At 67.4% G+C, this 26,972-nt stretch carries 20 protein-coding genes, 1 tRNA gene and 8 pseudogenes; 17 read left to right on the top strand and 12 right to left on the bottom strand.

Features of this window, described 5'->3' with window-relative positions; translation table 11 throughout:
- Positions 1-24 precede the first annotated feature (24 nt).
- Both ACFQJD_RS16210 and ACFQJD_RS16205 read left to right on the top strand, forming a co-directional pair.
- Positions 25-1,449: a hypothetical protein gene (locus tag ACFQJD_RS16210; RefSeq protein WP_379799634.1), complete on the top strand. Its 1,425-nt coding sequence runs from the start codon at positions 25-27 to the stop codon at positions 1,447-1,449.
- A gap of 35 nt (positions 1,450-1,484) precedes the next feature.
- Entirely contained in the window at positions 1,485-1,718 is a 234-nt protein-coding gene (locus ACFQJD_RS16205; protein ID WP_379799632.1) for a DUF7542 family protein, read from the top strand.
- A 104-nt stretch (positions 1,719-1,822) separates the two neighbouring features.
- Here ACFQJD_RS16205 and ACFQJD_RS16200 read toward each other — a convergent pair.
- Positions 1,823-1,895: transfer RNA gene (locus ACFQJD_RS16200), tRNA-Gln, on the bottom strand.
- Between the two features lie 185 nt (positions 1,896-2,080).
- Between ACFQJD_RS16200 and ACFQJD_RS16195 the strand changes: the two genes are divergently transcribed.
- Both ACFQJD_RS16195 and ACFQJD_RS16190 read left to right on the top strand, forming a co-directional pair.
- On the top strand, positions 2,081-2,659 hold the full coding sequence (locus tag ACFQJD_RS16195; protein WP_379799630.1) for an IMP cyclohydrolase: 579 nt from the start codon (positions 2,081-2,083) through the stop codon (positions 2,657-2,659).
- 24 nt (positions 2,660-2,683) lie between these two features.
- The gene (locus ACFQJD_RS16190) at positions 2,684-3,343 is read left to right on the top strand and encodes a metallophosphoesterase family protein (RefSeq protein WP_379799629.1); all 660 of its coding nucleotides are present in this window, start codon (positions 2,684-2,686) and stop codon (positions 3,341-3,343) included.
- Here the strand turns inward: ACFQJD_RS16190 and ACFQJD_RS16185 are convergent.
- A pseudogene (locus ACFQJD_RS16185) lies at positions 3,340-4,520 on the bottom strand (aspartate kinase). The gene ACFQJD_RS16190 and the pseudogene ACFQJD_RS16185 overlap by 4 nt on opposite strands.
- Before the next feature lie 136 nt (positions 4,521-4,656).
- On the opposite strand from ACFQJD_RS16185, the gene ACFQJD_RS16180 reads away from it, so the two are divergent.
- A complete protein-coding gene (locus ACFQJD_RS16180) occupies positions 4,657-5,085 on the top strand; it encodes a hypothetical protein (RefSeq protein WP_379799627.1) in 429 nt (142 codons plus the stop codon).
- Between the two features lie 12 nt (positions 5,086-5,097).
- On the opposite strand, the pseudogene ACFQJD_RS16175 reads toward ACFQJD_RS16180, so the two are convergent.
- Positions 5,098-6,795, bottom strand: a pseudogene (locus tag ACFQJD_RS16175) (DNA-directed DNA polymerase II small subunit).
- 154 nt (positions 6,796-6,949) lie between these two features.
- Between ACFQJD_RS16175 and ACFQJD_RS16170 the strand changes: the two are divergent.
- Positions 6,950-7,635, top strand: a pseudogene (locus ACFQJD_RS16170) (S26 family signal peptidase).
- 22 nt (positions 7,636-7,657) lie between these two features.
- Here the strand turns inward: ACFQJD_RS16170 and ACFQJD_RS16165 are convergent.
- A pseudogene (locus tag ACFQJD_RS16165) lies at positions 7,658-9,189 on the bottom strand (Cdc6/Cdc18 family protein).
- Between the two features lie 57 nt (positions 9,190-9,246).
- Positions 9,247-9,372, bottom strand: a complete 126-nt coding sequence (locus ACFQJD_RS16160; RefSeq protein WP_379799625.1) for a hypothetical protein — start codon at positions 9,370-9,372, stop codon at positions 9,247-9,249.
- 624 nt (positions 9,373-9,996) lie between these two features.
- Here ACFQJD_RS16160 and ACFQJD_RS16155 point away from each other — a divergent pair.
- The 4 genes from ACFQJD_RS16155 to ACFQJD_RS16140 all read left to right on the top strand — a co-directional run bounded on the left by ACFQJD_RS16155 (position 9,997) and on the right by ACFQJD_RS16140 (position 12,730).
- Complete coding sequence (locus ACFQJD_RS16155; protein ID WP_379799623.1) at positions 9,997-10,638, top strand: Era-like GTP-binding protein; 642 nt, start codon at positions 9,997-9,999, stop codon at positions 10,636-10,638.
- A 5-nt stretch (positions 10,639-10,643) separates the two neighbouring features.
- The gene (locus tag ACFQJD_RS16150; protein ID WP_379800569.1) at positions 10,644-11,030 is read left to right on the top strand and encodes a DUF2073 domain-containing protein; all 387 of its coding nucleotides are present in this window, start codon (positions 10,644-10,646) and stop codon (positions 11,028-11,030) included.
- Positions 11,031-11,669: a Zn-ribbon domain-containing protein gene (locus ACFQJD_RS16145; protein WP_379799621.1), complete on the top strand. Its 639-nt coding sequence runs from the start codon at positions 11,031-11,033 to the stop codon at positions 11,667-11,669. It abuts the gene before it with no gap.
- A gap of 281 nt (positions 11,670-11,950) precedes the next feature.
- Complete coding sequence (locus ACFQJD_RS16140; protein WP_379799619.1) at positions 11,951-12,730, top strand: DUF7089 family protein; 780 nt, start codon at positions 11,951-11,953, stop codon at positions 12,728-12,730.
- 90 nt (positions 12,731-12,820) lie between these two features.
- On the opposite strand, the gene ACFQJD_RS16135 is transcribed toward ACFQJD_RS16140, so the two are convergent.
- Positions 12,821-13,411: a DUF7090 family protein gene (locus tag ACFQJD_RS16135; RefSeq protein ID WP_379799617.1), complete on the bottom strand. Its 591-nt coding sequence runs from the start codon at positions 13,409-13,411 to the stop codon at positions 12,821-12,823.
- A 130-nt stretch (positions 13,412-13,541) separates the two neighbouring features.
- On the opposite strand from ACFQJD_RS16135, the gene ACFQJD_RS16130 reads away from it, so the two are divergent.
- Entirely contained in the window at positions 13,542-14,540 is a 999-nt protein-coding gene (locus ACFQJD_RS16130) for an AI-2E family transporter (protein WP_379799616.1), read from the top strand.
- On the opposite strand, the pseudogene ACFQJD_RS16125 reads toward ACFQJD_RS16130, so the two are convergent.
- Positions 14,541-15,357: pseudogene (locus tag ACFQJD_RS16125) on the bottom strand (sulfurtransferase). It abuts the gene before it with no gap.
- A 243-nt stretch (positions 15,358-15,600) separates the two neighbouring features.
- Between ACFQJD_RS16125 and ACFQJD_RS16120 the strand changes: the two are divergent.
- Both ACFQJD_RS16120 and ACFQJD_RS16115 read left to right on the top strand, forming a co-directional pair.
- Positions 15,601-16,464 carry a sulfurtransferase gene (locus tag ACFQJD_RS16120; RefSeq protein WP_379799614.1) on the top strand — a complete coding sequence of 288 codons (864 nt, stop codon included), beginning with the start codon at positions 15,601-15,603 and terminating at the stop codon, positions 16,462-16,464.
- Between the two features lie 140 nt (positions 16,465-16,604).
- A complete protein-coding gene (locus ACFQJD_RS16115; protein WP_379799612.1) occupies positions 16,605-17,225 on the top strand; it encodes a transcription antitermination protein in 621 nt (206 codons plus the stop codon).
- Positions 17,226-17,322: 97 nt separating this feature from the next.
- Here the strand turns inward: ACFQJD_RS16115 and ACFQJD_RS16110 are convergent, their stop codons facing one another.
- Positions 17,323-17,592: a DUF7553 family protein gene (locus tag ACFQJD_RS16110; protein ID WP_379799610.1), complete on the bottom strand. Its 270-nt coding sequence runs from the start codon at positions 17,590-17,592 to the stop codon at positions 17,323-17,325.
- 177 nt (positions 17,593-17,769) lie between these two features.
- Between ACFQJD_RS16110 and uvrB the strand changes: the two genes are divergently transcribed.
- The 3 genes and pseudogenes from uvrB (at position 17,770) to ACFQJD_RS16095 (ending at position 20,658) form a co-directional block, all read left to right on the top strand.
- The gene (gene uvrB, locus ACFQJD_RS16105; protein ID WP_379799608.1) at positions 17,770-19,860 is read left to right on the top strand and encodes an excinuclease ABC subunit UvrB; all 2,091 of its coding nucleotides are present in this window, start codon (positions 17,770-17,772) and stop codon (positions 19,858-19,860) included.
- Positions 19,861-19,929: 69 nt separating this feature from the next.
- Positions 19,930-20,118, top strand: a complete 189-nt coding sequence (locus tag ACFQJD_RS16100) for a DUF7554 family protein (RefSeq protein ID WP_379799605.1) — start codon at positions 19,930-19,932, stop codon at positions 20,116-20,118.
- Positions 20,119-20,158: 40 nt separating this feature from the next.
- A pseudogene (locus ACFQJD_RS16095) lies at positions 20,159-20,658 on the top strand (2'-5' RNA ligase family protein).
- Positions 20,659-20,826: 168 nt separating this feature from the next.
- Here the strand turns inward: ACFQJD_RS16095 and ACFQJD_RS16090 are convergent.
- Positions 20,827-22,916: pseudogene (locus tag ACFQJD_RS16090) on the bottom strand (ATP-dependent DNA helicase).
- Positions 22,917-23,095: 179 nt separating this feature from the next.
- Here ACFQJD_RS16090 and ACFQJD_RS16085 point away from each other — a divergent pair.
- Positions 23,096-23,863, top strand: coding sequence for a DUF7537 family lipoprotein (locus ACFQJD_RS16085; protein ID WP_379799603.1), 768 nt, complete (start codon positions 23,096-23,098; stop codon positions 23,861-23,863).
- Between the two features lie 9 nt (positions 23,864-23,872).
- Here the strand turns inward: ACFQJD_RS16085 and argF are convergent, their stop codons facing one another.
- The 3 genes and pseudogenes from argF to ACFQJD_RS16070 all read right to left on the bottom strand — a co-directional run bounded on the left by argF (position 23,873) and on the right by ACFQJD_RS16070 (position 26,968).
- Positions 23,873-24,772 carry an ornithine carbamoyltransferase gene (gene argF / locus ACFQJD_RS16080; RefSeq protein ID WP_379799601.1) on the bottom strand — a complete coding sequence of 300 codons (900 nt, stop codon included), beginning with the start codon at positions 24,770-24,772 and terminating at the stop codon, positions 23,873-23,875.
- Positions 24,769-25,835, bottom strand: a pseudogene (locus ACFQJD_RS16075) ([LysW]-lysine hydrolase). Before ACFQJD_RS16075 ends, argF begins: the two are co-directional and overlap by 4 nt.
- Positions 25,832-26,968 (bottom strand): aspartate aminotransferase family protein, encoded by a 1,137-nt coding sequence (locus ACFQJD_RS16070; RefSeq protein ID WP_379799599.1) that lies wholly within the window; start codon positions 26,966-26,968, stop codon positions 25,832-25,834. Before ACFQJD_RS16070 ends, ACFQJD_RS16075 begins: the two are co-directional and overlap by 4 nt.
- Positions 26,969-26,972 lie beyond the last annotated feature (4 nt).

The raw sequence follows: 26,972 nt of genomic DNA, 5'->3' as shown, positions 1-26,972 counted from the left end.
ATCACCGACGGTAACTCGATTCGCGTGGCGTCGAATCCCGAACTCGAGGTATCGGCTACGGCCGAAACCGACATCGGCGTCGTCTCCGTTCGAATCGACGGGAGGACGGTCGAGACGTTCGACCCGAACGGGAACCGGGGCGACTACACGGTCACCCCGGAGTTGTCGAGCGGCGATCACACGCTGACGGTCGTCGCTCACGCGGAGACGACCAGCACGGTCCAGGCCACCATAACCAAGGACGCGATCGGGCCCGAAGTCCGGTTCACGTCGCCGTTCCTCCGGAACCGGGACGCCGCGAAGCCGGACCGGATCGTCCTCTCGAACGCGAGCGTCACGCTCGCCGGGCGCGTCTTCGACCAGTCGAACGTCTCGTCGATCCGCATCGAGCGGTCGTACAGTTTCGGTGCCGAAACGGTCCACGACGTGTACGATCTGAAACCCGGCGAATCGTTCGAGCAATCCATCTTCCTCGGCTACGGGACGAACGTCGTCACCGTCACGACCCGCGACGAACTCGGTAACGTCGAGACGTACGAGGTCGAACTCGTCGCGCGCGACAACCGCGCACCGAACGTCACCGTCACCGACGTCGAGTGGCTCTCGGCGTCGAGCATCCGCGTCACCGGCTACGCCGAGGACGACGTCCAACTGAAGTCCGTCACCGTCGGCAAGACCAGCGTCACGGATCGGCGAGTCCTGCTGGCGACGGAGGACCGAGAACCGGATCGGTCCGGTCGGCGCGCCGAGTTCACCGGCGTCGTGAGCACGCCGCGGGAGGCGCTACTGATCACGGCGACCGACCACTCGGGGAAAACCACCACCCAGGGCGTCCGGCTCTCCTCTTTCGCCGTCCCCGAGGTCCATCTCGACGAATCCGCGACCGCGCGGACCGACGACGGCGTGTACGTCGAAGGCGTCGTCCTCAGGGGAGCGGTCAGCGACGTGACCGTCGAAACCGTCTCGAAGGAGACAGGAAGAATCGTCGACGTCGCCGTCCCGTACCACGGTCGCCCGACGGAGACGCGAATCCCGTTCGAGACGCGCCTCGAACCCGCCGACGGCCCGACGACGGTCCGCGTTCGCGTCCTCGACGCGACGGGGACCGAACACATCCTGAGACGGACCGTCGTGCCGGAGTCGACCGCGACGGCCACGGCGACAGCGACGGCGGAGCCGGCGGCGACGGACCGCCCGAGCGACGCCGATTCCACCGCAACGCCGTCCGACGACGCGGCGTCCGTCGAGAGCACCGCCCCGGCCGACGACGGCGGGATTCGGCTGGAAATCCCCGTCGTCGGCGTCGGCGTGACGATCCCCGGGCCGAGCGCCCTCGGGTTCACGCTCGGCGTGCCGTTGACGGGGATGAGCGTCAACGTGCCGGGCGTCGGCGTCCTCGGCGGCATAGCGCTGGTCCTCGGCGGGACGCTCGTCGGTCGGTTCAGGTAAACGGCGTTACTCCGTCGCGGAAGCTACGCCGAGCGATGACGGACCCACGCGCGACTGTCGTCTGCGCGGAGTGCGCCCTCGAAGAGACGTTCGCGACCCTCGGAGCGGCCCGAACCGCGATCGAGATCCACCGCACGGAGACGGGCCACGACGCGGCGTGGGAACTCGGTCGGCTCGCGTCGGGCGTCGAACGCGCCGGCGACGACGCCGGCGTCTGCGGCCGGGAGGCGTGTGCGAATCCGGACTCGCCGCTCGCCAGCCGCGAGTGACGGCCCGGCCCGGAGAAGAACGCCCCGTTTCGCGACGAAGGCGGTGAGAGACCGTCCCGCTACGTCGGTTCGGGCGGCGCTGAGGAATCGACCGCCGGAGGAAGTAGTCCCACCAGGATTCGAACCTGGGTCGTTGCCCCCAGAAGGCAACAGGATTGGCCACTACCCCATGGGACTCCACTTCGTTCGTCCCATGCGCATCGCAATCCGTCCGGATTGCTCAACCCCATGGAACTCCACTCCGTTCTACCTCGCCGCCCCATGTAAGCGTTGCGCGTTCGACCGGGCGTGTGACACCGGTCCACACCCTCGTTCGTGCATATATCGTCACGTATATGTGGACGAGTTATGCAGTACCGTGTATGTACGTCGGCCGATTCATCGTCGTCGGCCCCGGCATCGGGGCCTACCGCGTCTCCTCGCGGTCGTTTCCGAACCGACACGTCACCGACCGCGACGGCACGCTGACCGTCGCCCCCACCGCGGACGCCCCCGAGACGGACAACCCCTACATCTCGTACAACTGCGTCCGCGAGAGCGACGGCCGCGCCGTCGTCGGCAACGGGTCGCAGGTCGACCCCATCGCGGAGAAACTCGACCTGGGCTACCCGCCGCGCGACGCCCTCGCCACCGCCCTCCTGTCGCTGGATTACGAGAAAGACGACTACGACACGCCGCGCATCGCGGGCGTCGTCGAGGCGGAAACGGCCACCGTCGGCATCGTCCGCGAGGACGCCCTCCTCGTCGAACGGGTCGGCGAGCCGACGCTGGTCGCCACCTACGAGGAGAACCGGCCGCGGGCCGTCGACTTCGGGGCGACGAACGCCGCGGCGGCCGCCCGCGAGGTCTACGACCTGGACTACGAACACGCCGTCTGTGCGGCGGGCGTCGAAGTCGACGACGGGGTCGCCACGGCCGTCGTCAACGGCGACGGAGACTAACGTCCCGAGTCCCTACGCCGCCCCATGCAGGTCGGCGTCGTCTCCGATATCCACGGCAATCGCATCGCGCTCGAAGCGGTCCTCGACGACATGCCGCCCGTGGACCGACTGGTCTGTGCCGGCGACGTCGTCGGCTACAACCCGTGGCCGGCGGCGTGCGTCGCGGCGGTCCGCGACCGCGAGATACCGACCGTGATGGGCAACCACGACCGGGCCGTCGCCAGCGACACCGGCTTCCGGTTCAACTCGATGGCGAGCGCGGGCGTCGAGTTCACGCGTCGACGCCTCGCTGACGACGCCCTCGCGTGGCTCGCGGACCTCCCCGCCGAGCGCACCGCCGTGGACGGCCGGGTGAAACTCGTCCACGGCCACCCCGACGATCCGGACCGCTACACCTATCCCGACGAGTTCTCGCCGCGGATGCTGGACGGCGAGGACGTCCTCGTGACCGGTCACACCCACGTGCAGGGCCACCGCGTCTTCGACGAGGGGATCGTGATGAATCCGGGGAGCGTCGGCCAACCGCGCGACGGCGACCCGCGAGCGGCCTACGCGGTGGTCGATCTGGATTCGCGCTCGGTCGACGAACGCCGCGTCGACTACGACGTCGACGCGGTGGTCGACGCGATCGAGACGGCGGGGCTACCGGAGCGAATCGGAACCCGGCTGTACGAAGGTCGCTAAAACTCCTGGTCCTGGACGATTTCGAGCGTCTCTTCCCTGTCGTCCCAAGCGACGATGATGGCGACGGAGGTGGCGCTCGTGATGATGTCGTGGATGTTGATGCCCGCCTCCGAGATCGGCTGGACGATGTCGAGGATGATGCCGGGGCGGTTCGGGAGTTCGCCGCCGGTGACGCGGATGATGGCGAACTCGTCTTCGACGGTGACCGACGAGAGCGTGTCGTCGTCGATGACCTTCTCGTGGAGGACGAACTCGGCTTCCTCGGCGACGTCCTCGTTGACGTAGAACGTGACCGAGTCCATGCCGCTGGCGACGGCGTCGATGTTGATGTCGGCCCCCGAAGCGCCTGCGCGAGTTCGGCGAGGATGCCCGGCCGGTTGCGGAGCGCCCGCCCCGCGACGGTGAGGCAGGCGAGGCGCTCCTCCTGCATGTCGATGAGGTTCTCGAACTCGCCTTCGATGAGCGTCCCGCCGGCGAGCAGGTCGCCGTGCTGGTAATGGACGACCCGAACGGTGAGGTCCTGGTCCTTGTAGGAGAGCGCGCTCGGGGCGACGACTTCGGCCCCGCGAAACGAGAGATTTCGGAGTTCGTCGACGGTGATGCGGGCGACGTTTCGAGCGCCTTCGACGACGCGCGGATCGCCCGTCATGACGCCCTCGACGTCGGTGACGATGACGACCTCGTCGGCGTCCATGAACTTCCCGAGCATCACGGCCGTCGTGTCGGAGCCGCCCCGACCGAGCGTCGTCACCTTGCCGTCGATGGTCTGGGCGAGAAAGCCGGTGATGACGGGGACGACGTCGTCGAGTTCCGACGCGAGTTGGTCGGCGCGCGCCATCGTCGACTCAACGTCGACTTCGCCGTATTCGTCGGTGATGATCGGCCAGTCCTCGCTGCCGGGTTCGACGAACTTGGCGTCGACGCCTCGGGCCGAGAGCGCGGCCTTCAGCATCCGGACGCTGATGCGTTCGCCCATACTCACGATCTCAGCCCGGTCGGAGTCCTCGGCCGAGAACGTGATCTCGTCGAGGAGGTCGTCGGTCGTGCTACCCATCGCGCTGACGACGACGGCGATCTCGTGGCCCTCGGTGACCGCCTTGGCGACGGTGTCGGCGGCACGCTCGATCCGGTCACCGCTCCCGAGCGAGGTGCCCCCGAACTTCGCGACTACGCGCATCCGGGGTCCTCCTGTTGCGTACAGTACTCAAACATGGAAAGGGATAGCGAGATGGACGCTAATAACTGTGTTCACTTGGGTCGAAAGCCCGCGTCTCGGGGCGGATATTTAACTCGCGCGGGACGAAAGAGCCGACATGGAGGTACGCGACGCCGTCGAATCCGACGCCGAGGACCTCGCATCCATCGCGGACATCCCGGCGGACGTGCTCCGGAATCTCATCCACGACCGGACGGTCAGAGTCGCCATCCGCGAGGGCACCGACGCCGGCCCCCACGCCGACGCCGAATCGGCCGAGACGGATCACCTCGGATTCGTCAGTTACGACGTAAAAGACACCACGGTCCACGTCACACAGCTCGCCGGATCGCGAGACGCCTGTGAGCGACTGCTGGCCGAACCGGTACGGTTCGCCGCGAGCGAGGGGATGTCCGTCGAGTTCCTCGTTCCCGAAACGAACGACCGCATCCAGAACGCCGCCGAGGCCGCCGGCTTCGAACGACGCGGGATGGGACCGCGGTTCGACGGCGAGGCGACGGTGCGGTACGGCTGTGACCCGCGGTAGGCCGGGCGGGACTCAGACGAACTTCCGCACGGTCAGCTCCAGCGTATCCAGGTCGAGAATCGGGGCGAATCCGGCGTCGGGGTCGATGTTGACGCTCTTCTGGAACGCGGTCTGTGCCTGCCAGCACCCGCTGTTGACCGCGAGGACGTTGTGGTACTTCCCCAGCCGAGTTTGTGGACGTGGCCGGTGTGGAAGACGTCGGGGACGTCGTCGATGACGAGGTAATCTTTCTCCTCCGGCGCGAGCCGCATGTGTCCGCCGTACTGCGGGGCGACGTGGCGTTTCTTGAGGAGTTGATACATCGCCTTGTGCGGGTCGCCGTAGCTGGCTTTCTCCTCGGGGAGTTCGGCGATGACCTCGTCGAGCGAGACGCCGTGGTACATCAACACGGAGACGCCCTCGACGGTCACGGTGGAGGGGTTGCCGGTGATGCGGGCGTCGTGGGCGGACATGATCGATCGGAGTTCCTCGTCGAACCCCGGTTGGGGCTCGGCCAACCGGACCGCGTCGTGGTTGCCCGGAATCATCACGATTTCGAGGTCGCCGGGCACCTCCTTGAGGTACTCGCTGAACGCCTCGTACTGGTCGTAGATGTCGACGACGTCGAGCTCCTCGTCCTGGTCGGGGTAGACGCCGACGCCCTCGACCATGTCGCCGGCGATGAGGAGGTATTCGACGTGTTCGGCCTCGCGCGTGTGTAGCCAGTCGGTGAAGCGATGCCAGGCGTCGGCCATGAACTCCTGACTGCCGACGTGGACGTCCGAGATGAGGGCCGCCTGGACGTGGCGGTCCGCCGTCGTGGGGCGATAGGTACGGGGGACGTCCGGGAAGTGAAGCGAGTCCACGAACAGGATGCCCGCGTCGTCCGCGAGCGTGCCCTCGACGGCGACGCACTCGTCCAGCAGGAGTTCGTCGACCTGGTCGGCGATGTCCCGGTCTTTGGTGACGAGACAAGGGAAGACGCCGGTCGTGTCCTCCAGTTCGACGATCCAGTGACCGTTGGCCGACGACCGGACGTCGTTCACGAGGCCGACCATCGAGGCGTCGCTGCCGCCGGTCATCTCCTGGATCGCCGTGGCGGGTCGGTGATTGACGCGCCCGCGGAGGCGCTTCGAGAGGCGCTCGTACCGGTCGCGGAAGACGGTCACGAACTGCTCGTACTCCCCGTCCCGGTGCTCCGCCCGGTGACGTCGCCTTCGATCTCGATGGACCGGCGCTCGGCGGTCGACGACCGCTCCCACGACCCCTCCGTTTCAGGTGGAACACCCCCGCTTCGTCGGGGGACGTATCGGGAGGTGTTCCAGTCGAAACGGAGGGGTCTCGCGTCGATGGCTGCTCGGCGTGAGCGTCGCGTTCGTCGGCCCCGTGGTGGGTCGTACCGTCGTTTCCCGTGGGACCCGACTCGGGAGGGGAGTCGGCGGTCGCGGACGAGTCGGCGGTCGCGGACGAATCCGGCGTCACAGCGGGGGTCGACGACGGGCCGGCGGCCGGCGACGTCGGCGAGTCCGCCGCGAGCGAATCTGCCTCGAGGACGGTCCTGACGTCCTCGGCGGTGAGGCGCAGTGCGTCGTCGGGAGCGTCCTCGACGGCGCGTCCGAGGGCCGTCGCCGGGTCGGCGGCCGACGCGATGAGCGTCACCGCCTCGCGTTCGGCGTTGTATCCGCGGCGGGCGAGTTCGCGGACGATGCGCGACGGCGTCTCGAGAGGCACAGAGAGGAATAGACGGGGCGGGAAAAAAGCGTGCCGAAAGCTCCGATATCCCGAACCCAGAAGCTTCAACTCCGGGGACGAAGAAAGGATGGCAATGAGTTCCGACGACGGTCGGCGGCCGCCGGAGCAGCCGTCGGGCGAGTCGAGCGCCGATCTGCTGGGTCGACTGCGGACGGCCGAGCGAGGGCCGTTGATGGTCGTCCGCGAGTTCGTGGTGAGCGTGACCGCCGTCGCCTTCGTCGGCCTCCTCCTGTTTTCCATCAGTGGCATCTGGCCGCCGATGGTCGCCGTCGAGAGCGGGAGCATGGAGCCACACATGCACCGTGGCGACCTCGTGTTCGTCACCGAACCGGGGCGGTTCGCCCCCGACGCCGCCCACGGCGACACCGGCGTCGTCACCCACCGGAACGGCGAACGCGTCGGCTACCGTAAATTCGGCGGCTACGGCTCCGTCGTCGTCTACGACACCCCCGGATCGAACGGCGCGCCGATCATCCATCGCGCCCGTTTCTGGGTCGAGAAGGGGAGAACTGGTACGGCAAGGCCGACGAGTCGTATCTCGGTGCCGAGAGCTGTTCGGAGCTACCGAACTGTCCGGCCCCGAACGCCGGGTTCATCACGAAAGGCGACAACAACCCGAGCTACGACCAGGTCAACGGCATCGCCGCCGACCCGATTCGACCGGAGTGGATTACGGGCGTCGCCCGCGTCAGAATTCCATATCTCGGCTGGATCCGACTGGCGTTCGCCGGCGTCACGACGGACGCGCCGATGTGGGCGGGCGTCTCCGTCGACCGGGCGAGCCTCGTGGCGGTCGACCGCTCGCCGGCCGCGACGTGAAATCGGAACCGTCGCCAGGCGATCAGTTGTCGAACCGGGCCTGCACGAACGGCTGTGCCTCCTCGATGTCGCCGAGACGGGAGTCAGAGAGGAGGACGGCCTCCGTCTCGTCGATGGGCACCGAGAGGCTCATCTCCTTGGTTCGGCCGTAGCGGCCCTTCGAGACGACGACGGCGTTGACGATGCCGAGCATGTCGAGTTCGGAGATGAGGTCGGTGACGCGTCGCTGGGTGAGGACGTCGGCGTCGATCTCCTCACAGAGGCGCTTGTAGATGTTGAACACCTCGCCGGTGTTGATGTTGTGGACGCCGTTTTTCTCGAGGAGGATGATGGCAAAGAGGACGATCTTCGACTGCGTGGGGAGCGTCCGTACTACTTCGACCACGCGGTCGAGTTCGATCTTGTCCTGTGCCTGGCGGACGTGGCGTTCCTCGACGGTGTCGGCCTGGCCGCGTTCGGCGAGTTCGCCCGCGGTGCGCAGGAGGTCGAGAGCGCGGCGGGCGTCGCCGTGTTCCTGGGCGGCGAAGGCCGCACACAGCGGGATGACGTCGTCGGTGAGCGCGCCCCCTTGAACGCGACGTCGGCGCGGTGCTGGAGGATGTCGCGCAACTGGTTGGCGTCGTACGGCGGGAAGACGATCTCCTCCTCGCCGAGCGAGGATTTCACCCGCGGGTCGAGGAAGTCGGTGAACTTCAGGTCGTTCGAGATACCCATGATGGAGATACGCGAGTTCGAGAGTTCGGAGTTCATCCGCGAGAGGTTGTAGAGCGTGTCGTCGCCGGACTTCTCGACGAGTTTGTCGATCTCGTCCAGCATGATGACGACGACGCGTTCGTGGTAGTCGACTGCCTCGAAAAAGGAGTTGTAGACGCGGTCGGTCGGCCATCCGGTCATCGGTACCGCCTCCATCTCCTCGCGGTCTGACTCCAGGGTCTCGATCCGATCCTCGACGTCGCCGACGGCGTCGAAGTCGGTCTCGTCGAGGCGGGACCGGTCGTCCCGGGCCGACTCGCACAACTCGCGGAGCTGATCCAGCCGGTCGCCGATGACCGCTTCGTTTTTCTCGACGAACTTGTTGGCGAGCTGGGCGAGGACGCGATACTGCGTGTCGGTCACTTCGCAGTTGATGTACTCGACTTCACAGGGGACGTCGTACTTCTGAGAGGTGGATTCGAGTTCCTGACTGACGAACTTCGCGCTCGCCGTCTTGCCCGTCCCCGTCTTCCCGTAGATGAGGATGTTCGAGGGGGTGTCGCCGCGCAGCGCGGAGACGAGGATGGTCGCCATCTGGTTTATCTGCTCGGTGCGGTGCGGGAGTTCGTGGGGAGTGTACGACGGCCGGAGGACCTCCTTGTTCTCGAAGATCGGCTCGCCCGACAACAGGTCGTCGAAGAGCCCGCGGCTCTCGTCTTCCTCGTCGAGGACGTCGATGTCGACGTTCCGCGAGATGTCGGTCGTCCGATCACGCCCCTCGTTTCCGTTAACGCCGCTCGCGCCGCTCGCGAGCGAGCCGATTCCAATGTCGTCCTCCGATTGTGTGTCGTCTTTGTCCATCTGAGCACCCCCTCGTTTCAGGTGGAGGACGCGGCCGTACCCCCGGTGAAACCGGCGTTACCCGGATGACCGTTCCTTCGACGGGGGCGGCCGCGTCCAGATGATGCAGGCGAAACAGAGGCGGAGTTGGTAGAAAAAGGTTGCCCTCCGGTCGCCGGCGTCGGTGGCGTCTCCCGATTCCACGGTCGGCGGGTCTGACCGCCCAGGAAGGTGACAGTCGGACACCTCTCGGACGCCGAACTGACTCCCGGAACACGCGTCGACAGAGACACCCGACGGGTCGTGTCTTCTGTACGGAATCCAACACCTCGCCCCCCACCCCTTCGTTTCGGGTGGAACGGGTGAACAGGGGTAGGGGGTCAGCGGCTGGCTAGAGAGGCGAACCTTTATGACCCCAGATGTCAAAATGGACCTGTACTGCAGGGATAGCTGTTTTAATCATCTCTTCGTATCTACTAGAAAAGGGTCGCTAGCGAAGTCGGCTCGGCGCGGCGTCGGGTGGAGGGGGCGTTCCACTCGAAACGGAGGGGTGGGGGGCCGACGGGCGGACACGACACGGACTCGCCTCTTCGACGGCAATTCCCTATCGGCGACAGTCCGTTCGACGCCGTCGTTCCGATCCCCGCCGGTCTCGTTCCCTGACAATCCGCCGGCTCGTCAGTTGCTCTCGTTCTCCGGACGCGCCTGCTACGCACCAGACGTGTCTTCTACGAGATAGATGTCTGACGCAAACTTAAGTGATCGCAAAAACGTTCTTCGCGCATACGCCCTCCGCGAACGCGAAATCGGGAGGTGCGGGAGGACAGGATGGGACTGCTCACAAACCTCAAAGATAGCATCACTCGCGTCACAGATCGGTTGTTCTCGGAGAGCGACCCGAAACGCATCGGCATCTACGGGCCGCCGAACGCGGGTAAGACGACGCTCGCGAATCGCATCGCTCGGGACTGGACCGGCGACGCCATCGGTCCCGAGAGTCACATTCCCCACGAGACGCGTCGCGCCCGCCGCAAGGAGAACGTCGAGATCGAGCGCAACGGCCAGTCGGTAACCATCGACATCGTCGACACGCCGGGCGTGACGACGAAGGTCGACTACAAGGAGTTTCTCGATCACGACCTGGAGAAAGAGGACGCGGTCCGTCGCTCGCGCGAGGCCACCGAGGGCGTCGCCGAGGCGATGCACTGGCTTCGCGAGGACGTCGACGGCGTCATCTACGTCCTCGACAGCACCAAGGATCCGTTCACGCAGGTGAACACGATGCTCATCGGCATCATCGAGAGCCAGGATCTGCCGGTGCTCATCTTCGCCAACAAGACCGACCTGGACGAGTCGAACGTCGGCCGCATCGAGAACGCCTTCCCCCAACACGAGACGGTGCCGCTCTCGGCGCTGGAAGGCGACAACATGGACGAAGTGTACGACAAGGTCGCGGAGTACTTCGGGTGATGACGATGCCCGAAGCAACCCCAACCGACGTCGACGGCGTTCAGATCGACCTCATCAGCGGGGCGCGCATGGAGAACCTCGCCAGCATGGAGAAGATCCGCCTCATCCTCGACGGCGTCCGCGAGGGGAACATCGTCATCTTGGAGGAAGGACTCACGCCCGACGAGGAGTCGAAACTCATCGAGGTGACGATGACCGAGATCAGCCCCGACGAGTTCAACGGCATCGAAATCGAGACGTATCCACGCTCGCAGACGGCCGACCGTAGCTTCCTCGACCGCCTGATGGGTCGCGAGTCGACGAAGAAACTCACCGTCATCGGTCCGGCGAACCAGATCGAGACGCTCCACAAAGACGAGAACCTCATCAGCGCGCTCGTCTCCCGAAAATAGATGCCCCACCAGTGCACGAACTGCGGGCGGACGTTCCCCGACGGCTCCAAGGAGATGCTCTCGGGATGTCCCGACTGCGGTGGGAACAAGTTCCAGTTCCACCCCGGTTCGGTGTCGGACGACGCCCAAGCGGCCGAGACGGATGCGTCCTCCACGTCTGCCGCGGATCTCGACCCCGACGCCGCGCCCGACCCTGAACCCGACGCCGCGACCGACGGGCTCGCCTCGAAGGCGAACGCCTCGGTCCGCGACTGGGTCCGCGGACGAACCGCCGACGCGCCGGACGACTCGTCCGCTCCGTCCGCCTCCCCTCGCCCACCCTCCCCTCCCGACGTCGACGACACCGAGGACACCGCGCAGGCGGACGCGCGACGCGACGTCGTCACGCCCGACGAACTCGCCGAGGCTGCGGACGCCGTTCCGTCCGACGAAGCAGCCACGGATCCCGCGGACGACGCCCCCGACCTCGCCGACCTCCGTGCGGAGCTCAACGAGCAGTTCGAATCCATCCGCATCGTCGACCGCGGCCAGTACGAACTGAACCTGATGGAACTCTACGACCGCGAGGAGTACATCATCTCGCTCCAGGAAGACGGCCGCTACGTCATCGAAGTCTCGGAACCGTGGCGCGACGACTGACCGCCCCTTTCGACGACTGACCGCCCGCTCCCGTCGGAACCCCTCCGTTTCCGTTCTATGACCCCGTTCGACGCCGCTGACCGTCCGCCCGTCCCGTTTCGACTCCACCGGAAACCGTCCCCTTCGGGACGGCTCCGAGGCCCGGCGACCGAGACTGAAGGGTTTAAGCGCCGTCGCACAGAGTGTCGAATCATGAGTCGAGCCACCAAGATCGTCGTCGGTACGGTGGGTGCATCGTCAGTCCTCGCGATCCTCCTCGTGGCAGCGACCCTCCTCGGGTAATGTTCTCCCGGCGGACGCTCCCGGACGATCTCGCGGACGTGCGAGCGGCCCACGCTCCCGACTGTCTCGTCCTCGACGTCGACACCGACTTCGAGACGCTCCCGCCGGCCGCCGCCGAAGATCTGGGTCTCCTCGTCGAGTCGCTCGACCCGGCGACGTACCCCGCCGAGTGGGTCCCCGAGGACGCCCCGCGTCTCCTCCACCGGTACGCGGGATCGGATTTCACCATCGGTCTCCCGAGCGACGGCACCGTGACGTGGACGCGCCAGACGGCCCCACCGATCGTTCTCGTGAAAGCGCGGGCCAGCGGGACGCCCGACGCGTTCCTGGATTTCCTGCTCGCCGAGGCGTTCGTCCAGCTCGGACAGGATGTCCCGGAGTCGTTTCTCCCCTTCTTCGACGGCCGCTACCCCGACCTCGACGAGCGCGTCCCCCTCGGCCCGGCCGGCGTCTTCCAGACCGCCGCCGCGCTGTACGAAGGGTGGGTCGGCCTGGGAACGCGTCCGGTCTTCGCCGACTGGGACGACGACTACCCGCGACTTCACGACGCGTGGGCCGACGCGGGCGAACGGCTGACTGACCGCGTCGAAAGCCTCCCTCGCGCCGTCGCCCGCGGCGAGACGTCGTTCGCGGACGCGACGGAACTCGCCTGCTCGGCCATCAAACACCGCCTCGACCTGCCGTCGCCGTTCGCGGCGCTCGACACGGCGGCGTACCGCGATCACGGCGCACCCTACGCCGTCAAGTGGGCCGAGAAAACCTTCGCGCAACTCGAGTAGCGCGTTCGGACCCGCAACTCCCGCTCACGCTCCTGCTCTCGCTCGCGCCCCCGTTCTCATTCTCGCTCGCGTCCCCGTTCTCGCTCTCGCTCACGCCCGACCGGCGAAGTCGACGTCGACGTTCCCGTCCACGTCGAGGTCGATGACGCCGTCGAACAGTTTCCGGAACCGCTGGAGCGTCTCCTCGTCGTGGACCTCCTTCGAGAGGTGGAACAGCCCCACGGCGTCGAACTCCGCCAGGAGATCGAGCAGGGCCTCCGTCGCGTCGTGGACCCGGTCCTCGTCCGCGTAGTACGCCATCTCGGTGAGGGAGTCGACGCTGATGCGCCGTTTGCCGTCGTGGGTCTCCAGAAACGCCCGGGTCTTGGTGAGGATGCCGTCCAGGTCGTCCGGCGCGGCGACGTAGTGGACGCGGTCGGACGGCCGTCGGGAGTAGCCCCGGTCGACCGAGAGGGTGTCGAGGATGTCGGCGCGTGACTCGTCGACGTCGTAATGTTCGAGCTTTTGCTCGACCTCTCGGGCCGTGGTCCGCGTCGAGATGACGAGGAAGTGGTCGGTGTCGACTTTCAGGAAATCCGTGTCGATGCGGTCGGTCTCGCCGATGCTCGGGTGCAAGAGGAGGAGTCCCGTCCCTCCGGGTATCGTCTCGGGCTCCTCGTCGATGGCGAGAGTGTACTCCATACGCGAATCACCGGTCGTACGGACTTAAGACTGCGGGTGGGCCCGGTCGTCCGTCACGAGCGTGGTTCGTCGGAGGGCTCCCGGACGTCGCCGTGCAAACGGTTTTGGTGCTGCCGCGGGTGGAAAAACCGTGACGCGTCGCCATCACGTCCTCGGTGGGGTGCTCGTCCTGCTGGCCGTCGCCACCGCGGTGGTGCTGGCCGACGTCCTCGGGACGGTGTTTTTCGCCGTCACCGTCGCGTATCTGCTCTCGCCGCTCCGGACGCGTCTGCGGGCCCGCGGTCTCTCCCCGTGGGTCGCCAGTGCCGTGGCCACGGCGACGGCGTTCGTCGCGCTCCTCGCCGTCGCTGCTCCGCTGATCGTCGTCCTCGCGGTTCGGCTCGACGCGCTCCTCGCGTTCATCACCGATCTGCCCGAGACGATCGCGTTCGACGCCTTCGGCTTCACCTACGTCGCGACCGTCTCGGACGTCCTCGCGACCACGCGGGCGACGCTCCGCGTCCTCGCGCGGTCGTTCGCACAGCAGGTCCCCGTACTGGCGCTGAAACTCGCCGTCTTCGTGATGGCCGTCTTCGCCCTCCTACACCGGCGACGGGAGGCGCGACGGGCCGTCCTCGCGACCGTCCCGTCGGGCTATCACGACGTCCTGTGGGCCTACGACCGACGCGCCCAGTCGACGCTCTTTGCCATCTACGTCCTGCAGGCGGCGACGGCGCTCGGCACGTTCGTCGTCGCCTTGCCCGTCTTCGCCGGCTTCGGGTACGCGACGCCCGTCGCGCTGGCGACGGTGGCCGCCGTCCTCCAGTTTCTCCCCATCGTCGGCCCGAGCATCCTCCTCCTCGGAATCGCGCTCTATCACCTCTCCGTCGGCGAGTCGTCGATGGCCGTCCTGATTCTCGTCGTCGGCGGCGTCGTCGTCGCGTGGCTTCCGGACGTCCTCGTCCGGCCGCGACTGGCCCGCGAGACGACGGGACTCCCCGGGAGCCTCTACTTCGTCGGCTTCGTCGGCGGCCTCCTCACCTTCGGGACCATCGGCATCGTCGCCGGCCCGCTCGTCATCGCTCTCGGTGCCGAGACGGCCGACCTCCTCGCCGACGAACTCCACGACGTGCCCGTGCGCGAGGACTGACTACTCGGCGCTCTCCAGCGGCCCGCCCCGCTCTTTCCACTCCGTCAGGCTCCCTCGTAGAATTCGACGTCGTCGTAGTCCAGATACCGGAGGACGATGAAGGTGTGGCTGATGCGCCGGGCGGTGTTACAGTAGAGGACGATCCGTCGGTCGGGCGTAATCCCCCGCCTGCGCAGGATGGATTCGAGTTCGTCGCGGGGTTTCAGCCCTCGGCTCGCCTCGTCGACGAGTTCGCGCCAGTCGAGCTGGACCGCGCCGGGGAGGTGTCCCTCCTCGAACTCCCAGGGTTCACGGGTGTCGACGACGACGGCGTCGGTGTCGAGGGCGTCGCGGACCGTCTCGTAGTCCACGAGCGGCGACGCCGACGCCGCCATTCGGGACGCCTCGTAGGCCGTCTCCTCGACGGTCGGCGTCTCGCGACTCGTCTCGTACTCGCGACTCCAGGCGCTGAAGTCGCCGTCGAGGAGATGCAACTTCTCGGGCGGGTGGCCGTACAGCAGCGCCGTCACGAGAAAGCGCGCGGCGAAGACGCCGTGTTCGTCGTCGTAGGCCACGAGGTCGTCGTCGGGAGCGACGCCCGCCGTCGACAGCAGGTCGTTCCAGACGTCCGGATCAGGGAGCATTCCTCGCTCGCGCCATCCTCGTCGTCGCGCTCGGCCGCGTGCGCTTCGCTCCGAAATCGATCGAAGGGGACGTTGACGGCCCCGGGAACGTGTCCGATGCCGTCGTACTCCCACTCGTCCCGGACGTCCACGACGCGGACCGCGTCGAGGCGGGATTCGACCCACGTCGCCGGGACGACCGCGTGTTCGTTCATGTCCCGGCGTACGTCGCCGCCCGGTTTAATTGCCACCCCATCCGCGCCGTTCGGACTGCGGCGTTCGATCGTGTCACCGATATCGGCAAATACTACCTCAGATCCGCCCCCGACCCCCGCCCACGACACCCCGGATTTCTCGGCTCGACAGGTAGTGGTAAATGTTGCCTCCACGTCGGAGGATGGGTCGTTCATGCCGTCACTGGGGGAGTTATGGACCCCGAGTGCGAAGGGGTGAGTGCTATGTCAAAGTACGCGAAGGACGTTCTCGTCTCGGCGGACTGGGTCGAGGACAACCTCGATTCGTTCCAGAGCGACGACCCGGACTATCGACTCGTCGAAGTCGACGTCGACACCGAGGCCTACGACGAGGGCCACGCCCCCGGTGCCATCGGCTTCAACTGGGAGACGGACCTGCAAGACCAGACCACGCGCGACATCCTCTCGAAGGACGACTTCGAGGCGCTGATGGGGAGTCACGGCATCACCGAGGACTCCACCGTCGTCCTGTACGGTGACAACTCCAACTGGTTTGCGGCCTACACCTACTGGCAGTTCAAATACTACGGCCACGACGACGTCCGCCTGATGGACGGCGGCCGCGACTACTGGCTCGACAACGACTACCCGCTCTCCGAGGACGTGCCGAGCTTCCCGGTCGTCGACTACGAGGCGTCCGGGCCTCGCGAGAGCATCCGCGCCTACCGCGAAGACGTCGAACACGCCATCGACCGCGGTCTGCCCCTCGTGGACGTTCGCTCGCCCGAGGAGTTCCGTGGCGATATCCTCGCACCCCCGGGACTTCAGGAGACCGCCCAGCGCGGCGGCCACATCCCCGGTGCGAAGAACATCTCGTGGGCCGCGGTCACCAACGACGACGGGACGTTCAAGAGCCGCGAGGAGATCGAGCAGCTCTACGCCGAGGAAGGCATCGACGGTGAGGGGACGACCGTCGCCTACTGCCGCATCGGTGAGCGATCCTCCGTCGCCTGGTTCGCGCTCCACGAACTCCTCGGCTACGAGGACACCATCAACTACGACGGATCGTGGACCGAGTGGGGCAACCTCGTCGGCGCGCCCGTCGAGACGGGCGACGCGGACGAGTAACCGCCCGGTCGACGCCGTCGCGGTCGATCCAGCGCCGCCTCGACGCCACGACCGCCGACCGGCCGCCCCCGCGTGACGGGAATCGTCCCCGGCCGCTTTTTGGCGATGCTTACAAACGCCGGGCGGCCGTAGCCGTCCTCATGGACGGAACGACGTTCGCCGAACGGTTGCGGGACGACATGGAAACCGAACTCTCGCGACTCGGCTCCTCGAAGTGGCTCTACGCGCTGACGGACGGCGAGATGGTCGGCCCCGCCGTTCGGGCCGCGGCCGACGACAGCGCCGAGACGACGGCGCGCCTTTTCGCCGACTGGGCCGAGAGCGAGGACGACGCCGACGCGGCCGCGCTCTTCGAGGACGCCGCCGCCGACAGCGAAGACCATCGCGACGCCATCGACTCCGACGAGGGGCTGCCGGACGCCCACCGCCCGACGTACGAGGTGCTCTCGGGACAGGACGACACCGTTTCCCGCGTCGCCGGCCTCCTCGGCCAGTCGCTGGTCGAGAGCCAGACCGTCTCCCAGATGGTCGGCTTCTTCGTCGGCGACGCGGACCCCTCCTCGGCCGAGACGTTTCGCTCCATCCGGGCGGACGTCGACGACCACTACGACCGCGCCGTCGCCCTCCTCGACGACGTCTGCGAGACCGACGACGACTGGGACCGCGCCGAAACCATCGCGCGAACCGTCGTCGAAGCGGCCTACGACCACTACGTCGAGACGCTCGAATCCATGGGCGTCGAGCCCAAGAACGTCTGTTAGCCCGTCGAGTCGATCCCTTTCGTCCGCATCTGCTGTGTGAACCGTCTTTCGGACACGTCAGCACTTCCAGTCGAAACGAAGGGGTCGACGCCGCCGTTCAGACTCCCTCGACGGTCTCGCGGTAGTTCTTGACGGCTTCGATCGCCGCCTCCACTCGCTCCGCCGCCTCCCCTTCGAGTTCCTCGCGCAGTTCGTTCAGGGCGTTCGTGTGCCGTGCGAGTCGGCCGTGGTCTGGCCCCGAGTCCCGCGTCGCGAGCGCCGCGAGCTGGTTCGACTGGTCGGTGAGTCGCCGCGCCGCGTCGCCGTCCGCCAGTTCGCTCGCTCGTTCCAGGGCCTCGCTCGCCGTTCGGAGTTGTTCCCGTGCCATACTGTCACGTTTCGTGACGGGCGACAAAACGGTTTGGCCTCCCGTTCGTCTCGACGGGAGGCGACGCGCGTCCCATCGGATCCGACGAACGGGGTGCGTCGACGCCGTGGAGGCGCGGGCGGCCCGCCGCTTTCCAAGCGAATCCGTCAAGTGCCTGAGCGTCCAACTGCTCCTACTGTGAGTGACGCGAATTCGGGGCCGCTCTCGCCGGACCGTCCCGACGCCGAACGCCCGTTCCGGGTCGACGCGCCGTTCGACCCGGCGGGCGACCAACCGGACGCCATCCGCGAGCTGGTCGCGGGCTACGAATCGGGGATGGACGAACAGACGCTCCTGGGCGTGACCGGCTCGGGCAAGACCAACACCGTCTCGTGGGTGATCGAGGAGATACAGCAACCCACGCTGGTCATCGCCCACAACAAGACGCTGGCCGCCCAGTTGTACGAGGAGTTCCGGAGCCTCTTCCCGGACAACGCCGTCGAATACTTCGTCTCCTACTACGACTACTACCAGCCCGAGGCGTACGTCGAGCAGACCGACACCTTCATCGACAAGGACGCCTCCATCAACGACGAGATCGACCGCCTGCGCCACTCGGCGACCCGATCGCTGCTCACCCGCGACGACGTCATCGTCGTCGCCTCCGTCTCGGCCATCTACGGCCTCGGCGATCCGCGAAACTACGTCGACATGTCGCTCCGGTTGGAGACCGGCGACCGGATCGATCGCGACGAACTGCTCGCTCGCCTCGTCGACCTGAACTACGAGCGCAACGACGTCGACTTCACCCAGGGGACGTTCCGCGTGCGCGGCGACACCGTCGAGGTGTTCCCGATGTACGGCCGCTACGCCGTCCGCATCGAGTTCTGGGGCGACGAAATCGACCGGATGATGAAACTCGACGTCGTGGAGGGCGAGGTCAAATCGCAAGAGCCCGCCGTCCTCGTCCACCCGGCGGAACACTACTCCATCCCCGAGGATCGACTGGAGCGCGCGATCGGCGAAATCGAGGACCTGATGGAAGAGCGGGTCAGCTACTTCGAACGACAGGGCGACCTCGTCGCTGCTCAGCGGATCGAGGAGCGCACCACCTTCGACCTGGAGATGCTCCGCGAGACGGGCTACTGTTTGGGGATCGAGAACTACTCCGTTCACCTCTCGGATCGCGACTCCGGCGACGCGCCCTACACCTTGCTGGATTACTTCCCCGACGACTTCCTCACCGTCGTCGACGAGTCCCACCAGTCCCTGCCCCAGATCCGCGGGCAGTTCGCGGGCGACAAATCGCGCAAGGACTCGCTCGTCGAGAACGGCTTTCGCCTCCCCACCGCCTACGACAACCGCCCGCTCACGTTCGAGGAGTTCGAGGAGAAGACGGACCAGTTGCTCTACGTGAGCGCAACGCCGGGCGACTACGAACGCGAACACTCCGAGCAGGTGGTCGAACAGATCGTCCGGCCGACGCATCTCGTCGACCCCGCCATCGAGGTGGCCGACGCCACGGGCCAGGTCGACGACCTGCTGGATCGCATCGACGAGCGAACCGACCGCGGGTCGTCGGAGACGACCACCGAAGGCGGCAAGGCCGCCGGAGAGCGCGTCCTCGTCACCACGCTCACCAAACGCATGGCCGAGGACCTCACCGAGTATCTGGAGGAAGCGGGCGTCGCCGTCGAGTACATGCACGACGAGACGGACACCCTCGAACGCCACGAACTCGTGCGCGGCCTCCGCCTCGGCGACTTCGACGTCCTCGTCGGCATCAACCTGCTTCGCGAGGGGCTGGACATCCCCGAGGTGTCGCTGGTGGCCATCCTCGACGCCGACCAGGAGGGGTTCCTGCGCTCGACGACGACGCTCGTCCAGACGATGGGGCGGGCGGCCCGCAACGTCAACGGCGAGGTGGTCCTCTACGCCGACGAGACGTCCGACGCTATGGAAGACGCTATCGCGGAGACGCGCCGCCGTCGTCGCATCCAGCGCGAGTTCAACGAGGAACACGGCCACGAACCGAAGAGCATAGAGAAGGCGGTCGGCGAGACGAACCTCCCGGGGAGCAAGACGGACGCGTCGGGCGTCGACGGCGACGCCCCCGAGACGGCCGAGGAGGCCCGCGCGCGGATCGCGGCGCTCGAAGACCGGATGCACGAGGCCGCCGACAACCTCGAATTCGAACTCGCCGCCGACATCCGCGACCGGATCCGGGACCTCCGACAGGAGTTCGACGCCGACGACGGCGTCGAACCCGAACTCGACCCCGACTTCTGAGGGGTCCGCGACACCGCGCCCGTCGATCGGCCACTACCCTTTTGCTCGAACCGCCCGCAACGAACGGATATGGCCCGCGCCGAACTCGACGTGGACGACCTGCTGAAAGTCGTCCTCGTCCTGATCCTCGTCTGGCTCGTCCTCGAAATCCTCGGCGAGGTGCTCGACGTCGTCCGGGGCGTCTTCAGTCTCTTGCCGTCGGTCATCGGCGTCGCCCTCGTCGTCCTCATCGTCCTCTGGCTCCTCGACCGAATATGAACAACCGAACGCTGATACGTCGCCGCCGCCGACGTCGGGCGTGTACAGTCTGAACGTCCCCGTTCCCGGCGAGGTGTCCCAGTGGACGACGGCCCACTACCCGGAACTGTCGGCGTTCGACCGCGTCCGGGAGCGACACTCGCTCACGCTCAAACGCTTCGAGTCGATGGAGCGCGCCCGCCTGCGCGAACGCCTCACGCACGTCCTCTCGCCAGCGCCCGCCTTCGAAGTGCAAGTCACGGGCATCGACTTCTTCGAGCGCCCCGTCCGCGGACCGGGGCCGGTCGTCTACTTCGCCGTCGAGAGCCCCGGCCTCCTTCGCCTGCACGACCGACTCGTCGAGGCGTTCGGGGCCGTCGAGGACCTCGAAGGCGACGACTACACCCCCACGTCACCCTCGCCCGCGGCGGGCGCGTCGCCGACGCCGAACGCCTCGCCGCGATGGACGTCGAGCCGATCACGTGGACCGCCTCGAGGCTCGACCTCTGGAACTCCGACTACCGAGAGTCGGTGGCACGCATCCCGCTTCCGCGGCCGTAGCGCCCTTCACCGCGCCACGGTATGCATCTCGACGGCGTCGTCCGGATGCGTCGTCAGCGTCCCGCGCTGGTCGAACGGTTTCTCGCGGGCGTATTCGAGCCGGGAGCGACGGATGGCGCGGGCGCGGACGATCCAGCAGGGCGAACTGCCGACCGACGCGGCTCCGGTTCACGGCTGTGGCGGCGGGCCGTCGTAGGCGTCGTGGTCGGTGTAGAAGTTGAGCATCGCGAACTTCAGTTTCTCCGGCGCGACGTCGACGAGTTCGTCGCGTTCCTCCGGCGGGAACGTCCCGCGAACGCCGTATTTCCCCATGTCGCGGCTGGCACGGGTGTAGCGCTTGTCGAGGAGGACGCGCACCCCGAAGTCGTCGGGCGAACGGATGACTCGACCGAGCGCCTGGCGGGTCTTGCGGACGGTCGGGATTTCGACGGCGTAGCGCCACCCCGCGTCGGATGCGTGGTCGGCGTATGCCCGGTCGTACGCCGCCTGGACCGCCTCCATCCGCTCCGAGAGGCGGGGATACGGAACGCCCACGACGACGACGGTCCGGGCGTCGTCGCCGTCGAAGCTCACGCCTTCCGCGAGCGTCCCCCAGAGCGACGTGAAGAGCGCGGCGTCGTCGTCGTCGACGAACCGCTGGCGGAGGTCCTCGGTGGGCGTGCCCGCCTCGTCGAGGTAGTCGACGTCGAGTCGGTCCGCGTACCGCGTCGCCTCGCCGTAGGAGGGGAAGAACGCGAGCGTGTTTCCCGGCGTGAACTCGATCACGTCTTCGAGAGCGCTCGCGACCCGCGTCTGCGTCTCCGGGTCGTCGCGCTCGGTCTTGAACAGGGCGGCACCTCGACGGCGAACGTGCGTCGGTTCTCCGCGGGGTATTCGAGGCCGTACGCCAGCGAGATGGGGTCGTCGAGGCCGAGGACGTCCTCGGTCACGTCGAACGGGCGGAGCGTCGCGCTCATCAGGACGCTGGCGTACACCTCCGAGAACAGGTCCTCGGTCACCCGACGGGGGATGCTCGTGTACAGTTCGGCCCGGCCGTACACCTCGTCGGTGCCGGCGTCGCGTCGGACCGACACCATCGGATGTCGGCCGAGTTCCGCCCCGCCGTCCATCCACTCGGCGAGAAAGCCCGCCGCCTGTCGGGTCTGACACTCCCGGCGGGTCGTCGTCTCGCCGCGCTTGAACGCGTCCTCGTACGCCGAATCGAGCGTCTCCCCCAACTGGAGCGCGAGGTCGACTTCGGTGTCGATGCCCGGTCCCTCGTAGGCGTCGAGGAACGCGAGCGTCAGGTCGTCCCGACGGTCCTCGTTGGCGACCGAGAGGTCGTGCCAGACCTCGCCGACCTGTTCGCGTTCGCCGAAGCCGAGGGCGTCGTCGTAGGTTTCGCGGAGCGCCTCCCGGAACGCCGAGACGACGTTCCGCGCGCTCTCGACCCGCGAATCGTCGACGTCCTCCAGTTCCGTGAGCGCGCCGTCGAGGGTGCGCTCCGAGAGGGTCCGGTTGGCGTGGTCGCGGGCCGCGCTCTCGACGTTGTGCGCCTCGTCGAAGACGGTGACGACCTCCGAGGGGTCGCGGTCCAGCCACCGGAAGAAATGCTCGCGGATGGTCGGGTCGAGCAGATGGTGATAGTTACAGACGACCAGATCGACGCCGTCGATGCCCTCTTTCAGCAGCTCGTAGCCACAGAACCCCCGCCGATCGGCGTAGGCGTATATCTCCTCGGGCGTCCGCACGTCCGCAAAGAGCCACTGGTAGAACTCGTCGGTGTCCTCGACGAGGTTGGCGCGGTAGTACTCACAGACGTTCGCCTCGCGCAGTTCGTCGAGCTCCTCGGACAGCGAGTCGAGTTCCTCGGTCACCGCCGACCGGGCCGCGGCGGCGTCGTCGCTCCCTTCGCGCATGTCGTCGAGCAGCGCCTCGCTCCGGTCTGTGAGTTCGTCGTACTCCTGTTCTTTCTCGACGAGTTGGCGCGTCGTCTCCCGGAGGCTCTGGCATTCCTCGTAGCCGACGTCGACGTGACACATCGACCCCTTGCCCTTGAAGACGACGCCTCGGATTGGTTCCACGCCGTTGATGGCGCGGGCGTCCTCGACGAACTGGCGCATCTGCTGGTGGACGTTCGTCGTGATGACCACCGTCTTGTCGCGTTCGCGGGCGAACTCCAGCGCGGGGACCAGCGCGGAGAGCGTCTTCCCCGTCCCCGGCGCGCCCTCCAGGAGGACGTCCTGTCCGCGGGCGAGGCCGTTGGCGATGCGGTCCATCGCCTCGCGCTGATTCGGATACGGCTCCTCGTAGGGAAAGAATCGGAGATAGCCGTTCGTCTCTGCCACTACGTTGGGTTCGTCGTCCTCGGCATAAAAGCCTCGGATGGTCGTACTTCACTCTCGTGGCCGTCTCCAGACCGTACGCCTCAAGGCGTCCTCTCTCTAATCTCTCTCCGATGCGAACGCTCGTACCAGTCGCAGTCGCCGCCCTGATACTCCTCGCCGGATGTGGCGGGGGTGCGGGCCCCTCGACGGCCACGCCCGCACCGACCACCGAGACGCCGACACCGACGCCGACGCCGTCGCCCCCGTCACCGGCCGACGTCGCGGGCGTCAACGAGACGGGTGCCAACGTCAGCACGCTCCTCGCCGGCCACCGAGACGCCCTCACCGGTCGGAGTCTGACGCTCGAATACACCGTCGTCAGCAACGACACCCGGACGACCCTGACGGAACACGTCGCCGTCGGCGGCCAGCCCCTCCTCGTTCGCTCGGAGACGGGTGACCGGACCCAGACGACCTACGTCGCAAACGGGACGACCTACGTCCGGTCGACGCAGGGCGGGGAGTCGACGTACAACCGCGCGAACCGGACCAGCGGTCTCACCCACCCGTCGTCGTACTCCGGAGCGAGCGACCTCGGCCAGTTCATGGGCGCGCTCGACTACGAACCGAACGGGACCGTCGTCGAGAACGGCACGGGAATGCTCGTCCTCGAAGCGACCGACGGTGCGTTCAACGAGACGGCGATGGCCGAACAGAACGTCACCGTCGACACCTTCCGCTCGACCGCCTACGTCGACAGAAACGGCGTCATCCGGAAGTTCGTCTACCACGTCGAGGGAACGAGAAACGGCGCGTCCTACTCGTACACCAGCCGAGTCCGCATCTACGACGTCGGGTCGACCGAAGTGCCCCGTCCCGACTGGCTGGACGAGGTCTGAGAACGACGGTTAGTCGAGCAGCTCGACCAGCAGGCCGTTCTGGGCGTGCAGGCGGTTCTCGGCCTGCCGCCAGACGATCGCCCGGTCGCTCTCTAACACGTCGTCGGTGATCTCCTCGCCGCGGTGGGCGGGGAGACAGTGCATCACCTTCGCGTCGGTGTCCGAGAGCAGATCCGCGTTCACCTGATACCCCTCGAAGGCGGCCAGTTTCTCCTCGCGCTGCTCTTCCTGTCCCATGCTCACCCAGACGTCGGTGTAGACGACGTCGACGCCGGCGACGGCCTCGTCGGGGTCGTCGACGAGCGTCGGCCCCGATCCGATGTCGGCCGCCCGGTCGAGGACGCCCTCGTCGATGCCGTAGCCGTCGGGCGTCGAGACGCGCAGGTCGACGCCCGCCAGCGCACAGCCGAGGACGAACGACTGGGCGACGTTGTTGCCGTCGCCGACCCACGCCACCGTCACGTCGTCGAAGCCGCCGAACGTCTCGTCGATGGTCAACAGGTCCGCGAGCGTCTGGCACGGGTGTGCGTCGTCCGTGAGGCCGTTGACCACCGGCACGTCGGTGTAGTCGGCGAACTCGACGACGTTCTCGTGGTCGAACAGCCGGGCCATGACGCCGTCGACGTAGCCCGAGAGCGAACGGGCGGTGTCCTTGATCGGTTCGCCGCGGCCGAGATGGATGTCGTCCGGGCCGAGGAAGATGGCGTGGCCGCCGAGCTGCGTCATCCCCGTCTCGAAGGAGGTTCGGGTGCGCGTGCTCGGTTTCTCGAAGACCATTCCGAGCGTCTGTCGGTCGAGACTCGCGTCGTCGTCGCCGGCTTTCAGCGCCGCCGCTCGGTCGAGCACCGTCCGCAGGTCCTCGGCCGTCAGATCGTCCACGTCGAGGAGGTCGGACGTGCCGACGGTCATTCGTCTCCTCCCGTCAGGCGCTCGCAGACGTCGACGAGGACGTCGACGGCGTCGTCGTACTCCGTGAGCGAGAGGTGTTCGTTGGGCGCGTGATCCAGGTCGGAGTCGCCGGGGCCGTAGGTGACCATCGGACAGTCCCAGTCCGAGGCGAAGATGTTCATGTCGCTGGTGCCTGTCTTGCGGAGGAGCCGGGGTCGCCGCCGGCGTTGCGGATGGCGGCGCGGAACGCCCGTGCGACGTTCGTCCGGGGGCTCTGCATCACCGGCGGCACCGAGTCGTACCAGTGGACGGTGCCGCCGTTGAGCTGGCCGTCGGCCATCTCGCGCACGTCGCCGACGGTGTACTCCGGCGGGATGCGGAACTGCACGTCCATCGTCACCTCGACCGACAGGCCGTCGTCGGTGGTGCCGCCCTGGAAGGAGACGGGCTTGCAGGTCACCCGCTCGAAGACGGGGAGATACTCGTCGGGGTCGAACTCGGATTCGACGCGGTTCCACCAGTCCATCCCGTCCTGGATGGCGTTGTTCTCGGGGCGGGAGGTGTGACCGGATTCGCTCGTGGCGACGTAGGTGCCGGCCAGTAGGCCGCGATAGCCCAGCGTGATGCCGTTCCAGCCGCTGGGCTCGCCGTTGACGACGACGCCGGGTTCCGCCCGACCGGAGTCGACGACGTGGCGCGCGCCGCGGGAGTCGACTTCCTCGCCGACGACGCCGATGAAACTCACGCCCGTCTCGACGGCCGCCACGGCCATCGCGGCGAGCGGCCCGGTGGCGTCGACGCTCCCGCGTCCCCAGAGGAGTCTGTCGTCGTCGGTCTCTTCGATCTCAACCGGGATGTCGCCGGGGACGGTGTCGATGTGGGAGGTGAGCAACACCGAGTCGTCGGCCGGTGCGCGGACGTTGCCGACGTCGTCGATCCAGGCCTCCCGGTCGTGGTCTTCGAAGAAGTCCACGAGGCGCTCTGCGGCCTCGCCTTCCTCGCCGCTGGGCGACGGAATCGAGACGAGGTCGACCAGGAGGCGCTGTGCGTCGCTCAGGTCGGTCCGGTGCTCCGAGACCGTCATTCGAGCACCTCCGTGAACCCCTCGACGAAGCGGTCGGCGTGGTCCTCCTCGACGACGAGCGGCGGGAGCAGGCGCACGACGGTCCGCCCCGCCGGGAGCGCGAGAATCCCCTGTTCGAGCGCCAGATCGCGCAGGATGCGGTTCGCGCCGCGTTTCACCTCGATGCCGACCATCAGGCCCTCGCCGCGAACCTCGCGGACGGGCAGGTCGTGGTCTTCGACGGCCGCCTCCAGCGAGTCGACGAGGTAGTCGCCCACCTCGGCGGCGTGTGCCGGGAGGTCCTCCTCGACGACGACGTCTAACGTCGCGTTGGCGGCCGCGCAGACGACGGGGCCACCGCTGAACGTCGACCCGTGCTCGGGGTCGGCGTCGGCGATCCAGTCGGCGACCATCGTCGCGCCGAGCGGGAGGCCGCTGGCGATGCCTTTCGCCGTCGTGACGATGTCGGGGACGACGCCCGCCCGCTCGCAGGCCCAGAGCGCCCCCGTCCGACCGACGCCGGTCTGGATCTCGTCGAAGACGAGCGCCGCGTCGGCGTCGTCGGTCAGGTCGCGGGCCGCCTGTAGGTAGTCGGCACCGGCGGGGTGGATGCCGCCCTCGCCCTGGACGGGTTCGAGGAAGACGGCGGCCGTCTCGTCGTCGACGGCCTCGGCGAGTTCGTCCGCGTCGCCGTAGGAGACGAACTCCACGTCGCCCGCCAGCGGTTCGAACGGCTTCTTGTACTTGTCCTTCCACGTCATCGCCAGCGCGCCCAGCGTCCGACCGTGGAACGCCCGGCGCGTGGCGACGATCTTCGAGTCGCCCGTCGCCGCCCGCGCGAACTTCATCGCCGCCTCGTTGGCCTCGGTCCCCGAGTTACAGAGCCAGACGTTCGAGAGGTCGCCCGGGGCCAGCGTCGCCAGTTTCTCGTAGAGCTCGGTGCGGACGTCCACGGGGTAGGACGCCTGCACGTACATGAGTTCGGCGGCCTGTTCCTGCACCGCGGAGACGACGCGCGGATGGCAGTGGCCGACCGAGGCCACGGCGTAACTCGCGCCGAAGTCGAGATACTCGGTGCCGTCGTCGGCGTAGAGGGTCGCCCCCTCGCCGCGTTCGATGGCGATGGGCTTCTCCGAGAAGACGAATCCGCTCATACGT

The organism is Haloplanus sp. GCM10025708 (genome assembly GCF_042663985.1).
Taxonomy (GTDB): Archaea; Halobacteriota; Halobacteria; order Halobacteriales; family Haloferacaceae; genus Salinirarus; species Salinirarus marinus.
The sequence above is the reverse complement of the archived record's forward strand: the minus strand, read 5'-3'. Positions and strand labels throughout refer to the sequence as shown.

Bases quoted from the DNA above. Each gene is read 5' to 3' on its own strand.
- ACFQJD_RS16085 (WP_379799603.1), top strand. From the start codon at position 23,096: ATGCGAACGCTCGTACCAGTCGCAGTCGCCGCCCTGATACTCCTCGCC.
- ACFQJD_RS16110 (WP_379799610.1), bottom strand. From the start codon at position 17,592: ATGGCACGGGAACAACTCCGAACGGCGAGCGAGGCCCTGGAACGAGCG.
- ACFQJD_RS16100 (WP_379799605.1), top strand. From the start codon at position 19,930: ATGGCCCGCGCCGAACTCGACGTGGACGACCTGCTGAAAGTCGTCCTC.
- ACFQJD_RS16115 (WP_379799612.1), top strand. From the start codon at position 16,605: ATGGACGGAACGACGTTCGCCGAACGGTTGCGGGACGACATGGAAACC.
- ACFQJD_RS16070 (WP_379799599.1), bottom strand. From the start codon at position 26,968: ATGAGCGGATTCGTCTTCTCGGAGAAGCCCATCGCCATCGAACGCGGC.
- ACFQJD_RS16190 (WP_379799629.1), top strand. From the start codon at position 2,684: ATGCAGGTCGGCGTCGTCTCCGATATCCACGGCAATCGCATCGCGCTC.
- ACFQJD_RS16150 (WP_379800569.1), top strand. From the start codon at position 10,644: ATGCCCGAAGCAACCCCAACCGACGTCGACGGCGTTCAGATCGACCTC.
- ACFQJD_RS16180 (WP_379799627.1), top strand. From the start codon at position 4,657: ATGGAGGTACGCGACGCCGTCGAATCCGACGCCGAGGACCTCGCATCC.
- ACFQJD_RS16195 (WP_379799630.1), top strand. From the start codon at position 2,081: ATGTACGTCGGCCGATTCATCGTCGTCGGCCCCGGCATCGGGGCCTAC.
- ACFQJD_RS16140 (WP_379799619.1), top strand. From the start codon at position 11,951: ATGTTCTCCCGGCGGACGCTCCCGGACGATCTCGCGGACGTGCGAGCG.
- argF (WP_379799601.1), bottom strand. From the start codon at position 24,772: ATGACCGTCGGCACGTCCGACCTCCTCGACGTGGACGATCTGACGGCC.
- ACFQJD_RS16205 (WP_379799632.1), top strand. From the start codon at position 1,485: ATGACGGACCCACGCGCGACTGTCGTCTGCGCGGAGTGCGCCCTCGAA.
- ACFQJD_RS16135 (WP_379799617.1), bottom strand. From the start codon at position 13,411: ATGGAGTACACTCTCGCCATCGACGAGGAGCCCGAGACGATACCCGGA.
- ACFQJD_RS16155 (WP_379799623.1), top strand. From the start codon at position 9,997: ATGGGACTGCTCACAAACCTCAAAGATAGCATCACTCGCGTCACAGAT.
- ACFQJD_RS16120 (WP_379799614.1), top strand. From the start codon at position 15,601: ATGTCAAAGTACGCGAAGGACGTTCTCGTCTCGGCGGACTGGGTCGAG.
- ACFQJD_RS16145 (WP_379799621.1), top strand. From the start codon at position 11,031: ATGCCCCACCAGTGCACGAACTGCGGGCGGACGTTCCCCGACGGCTCC.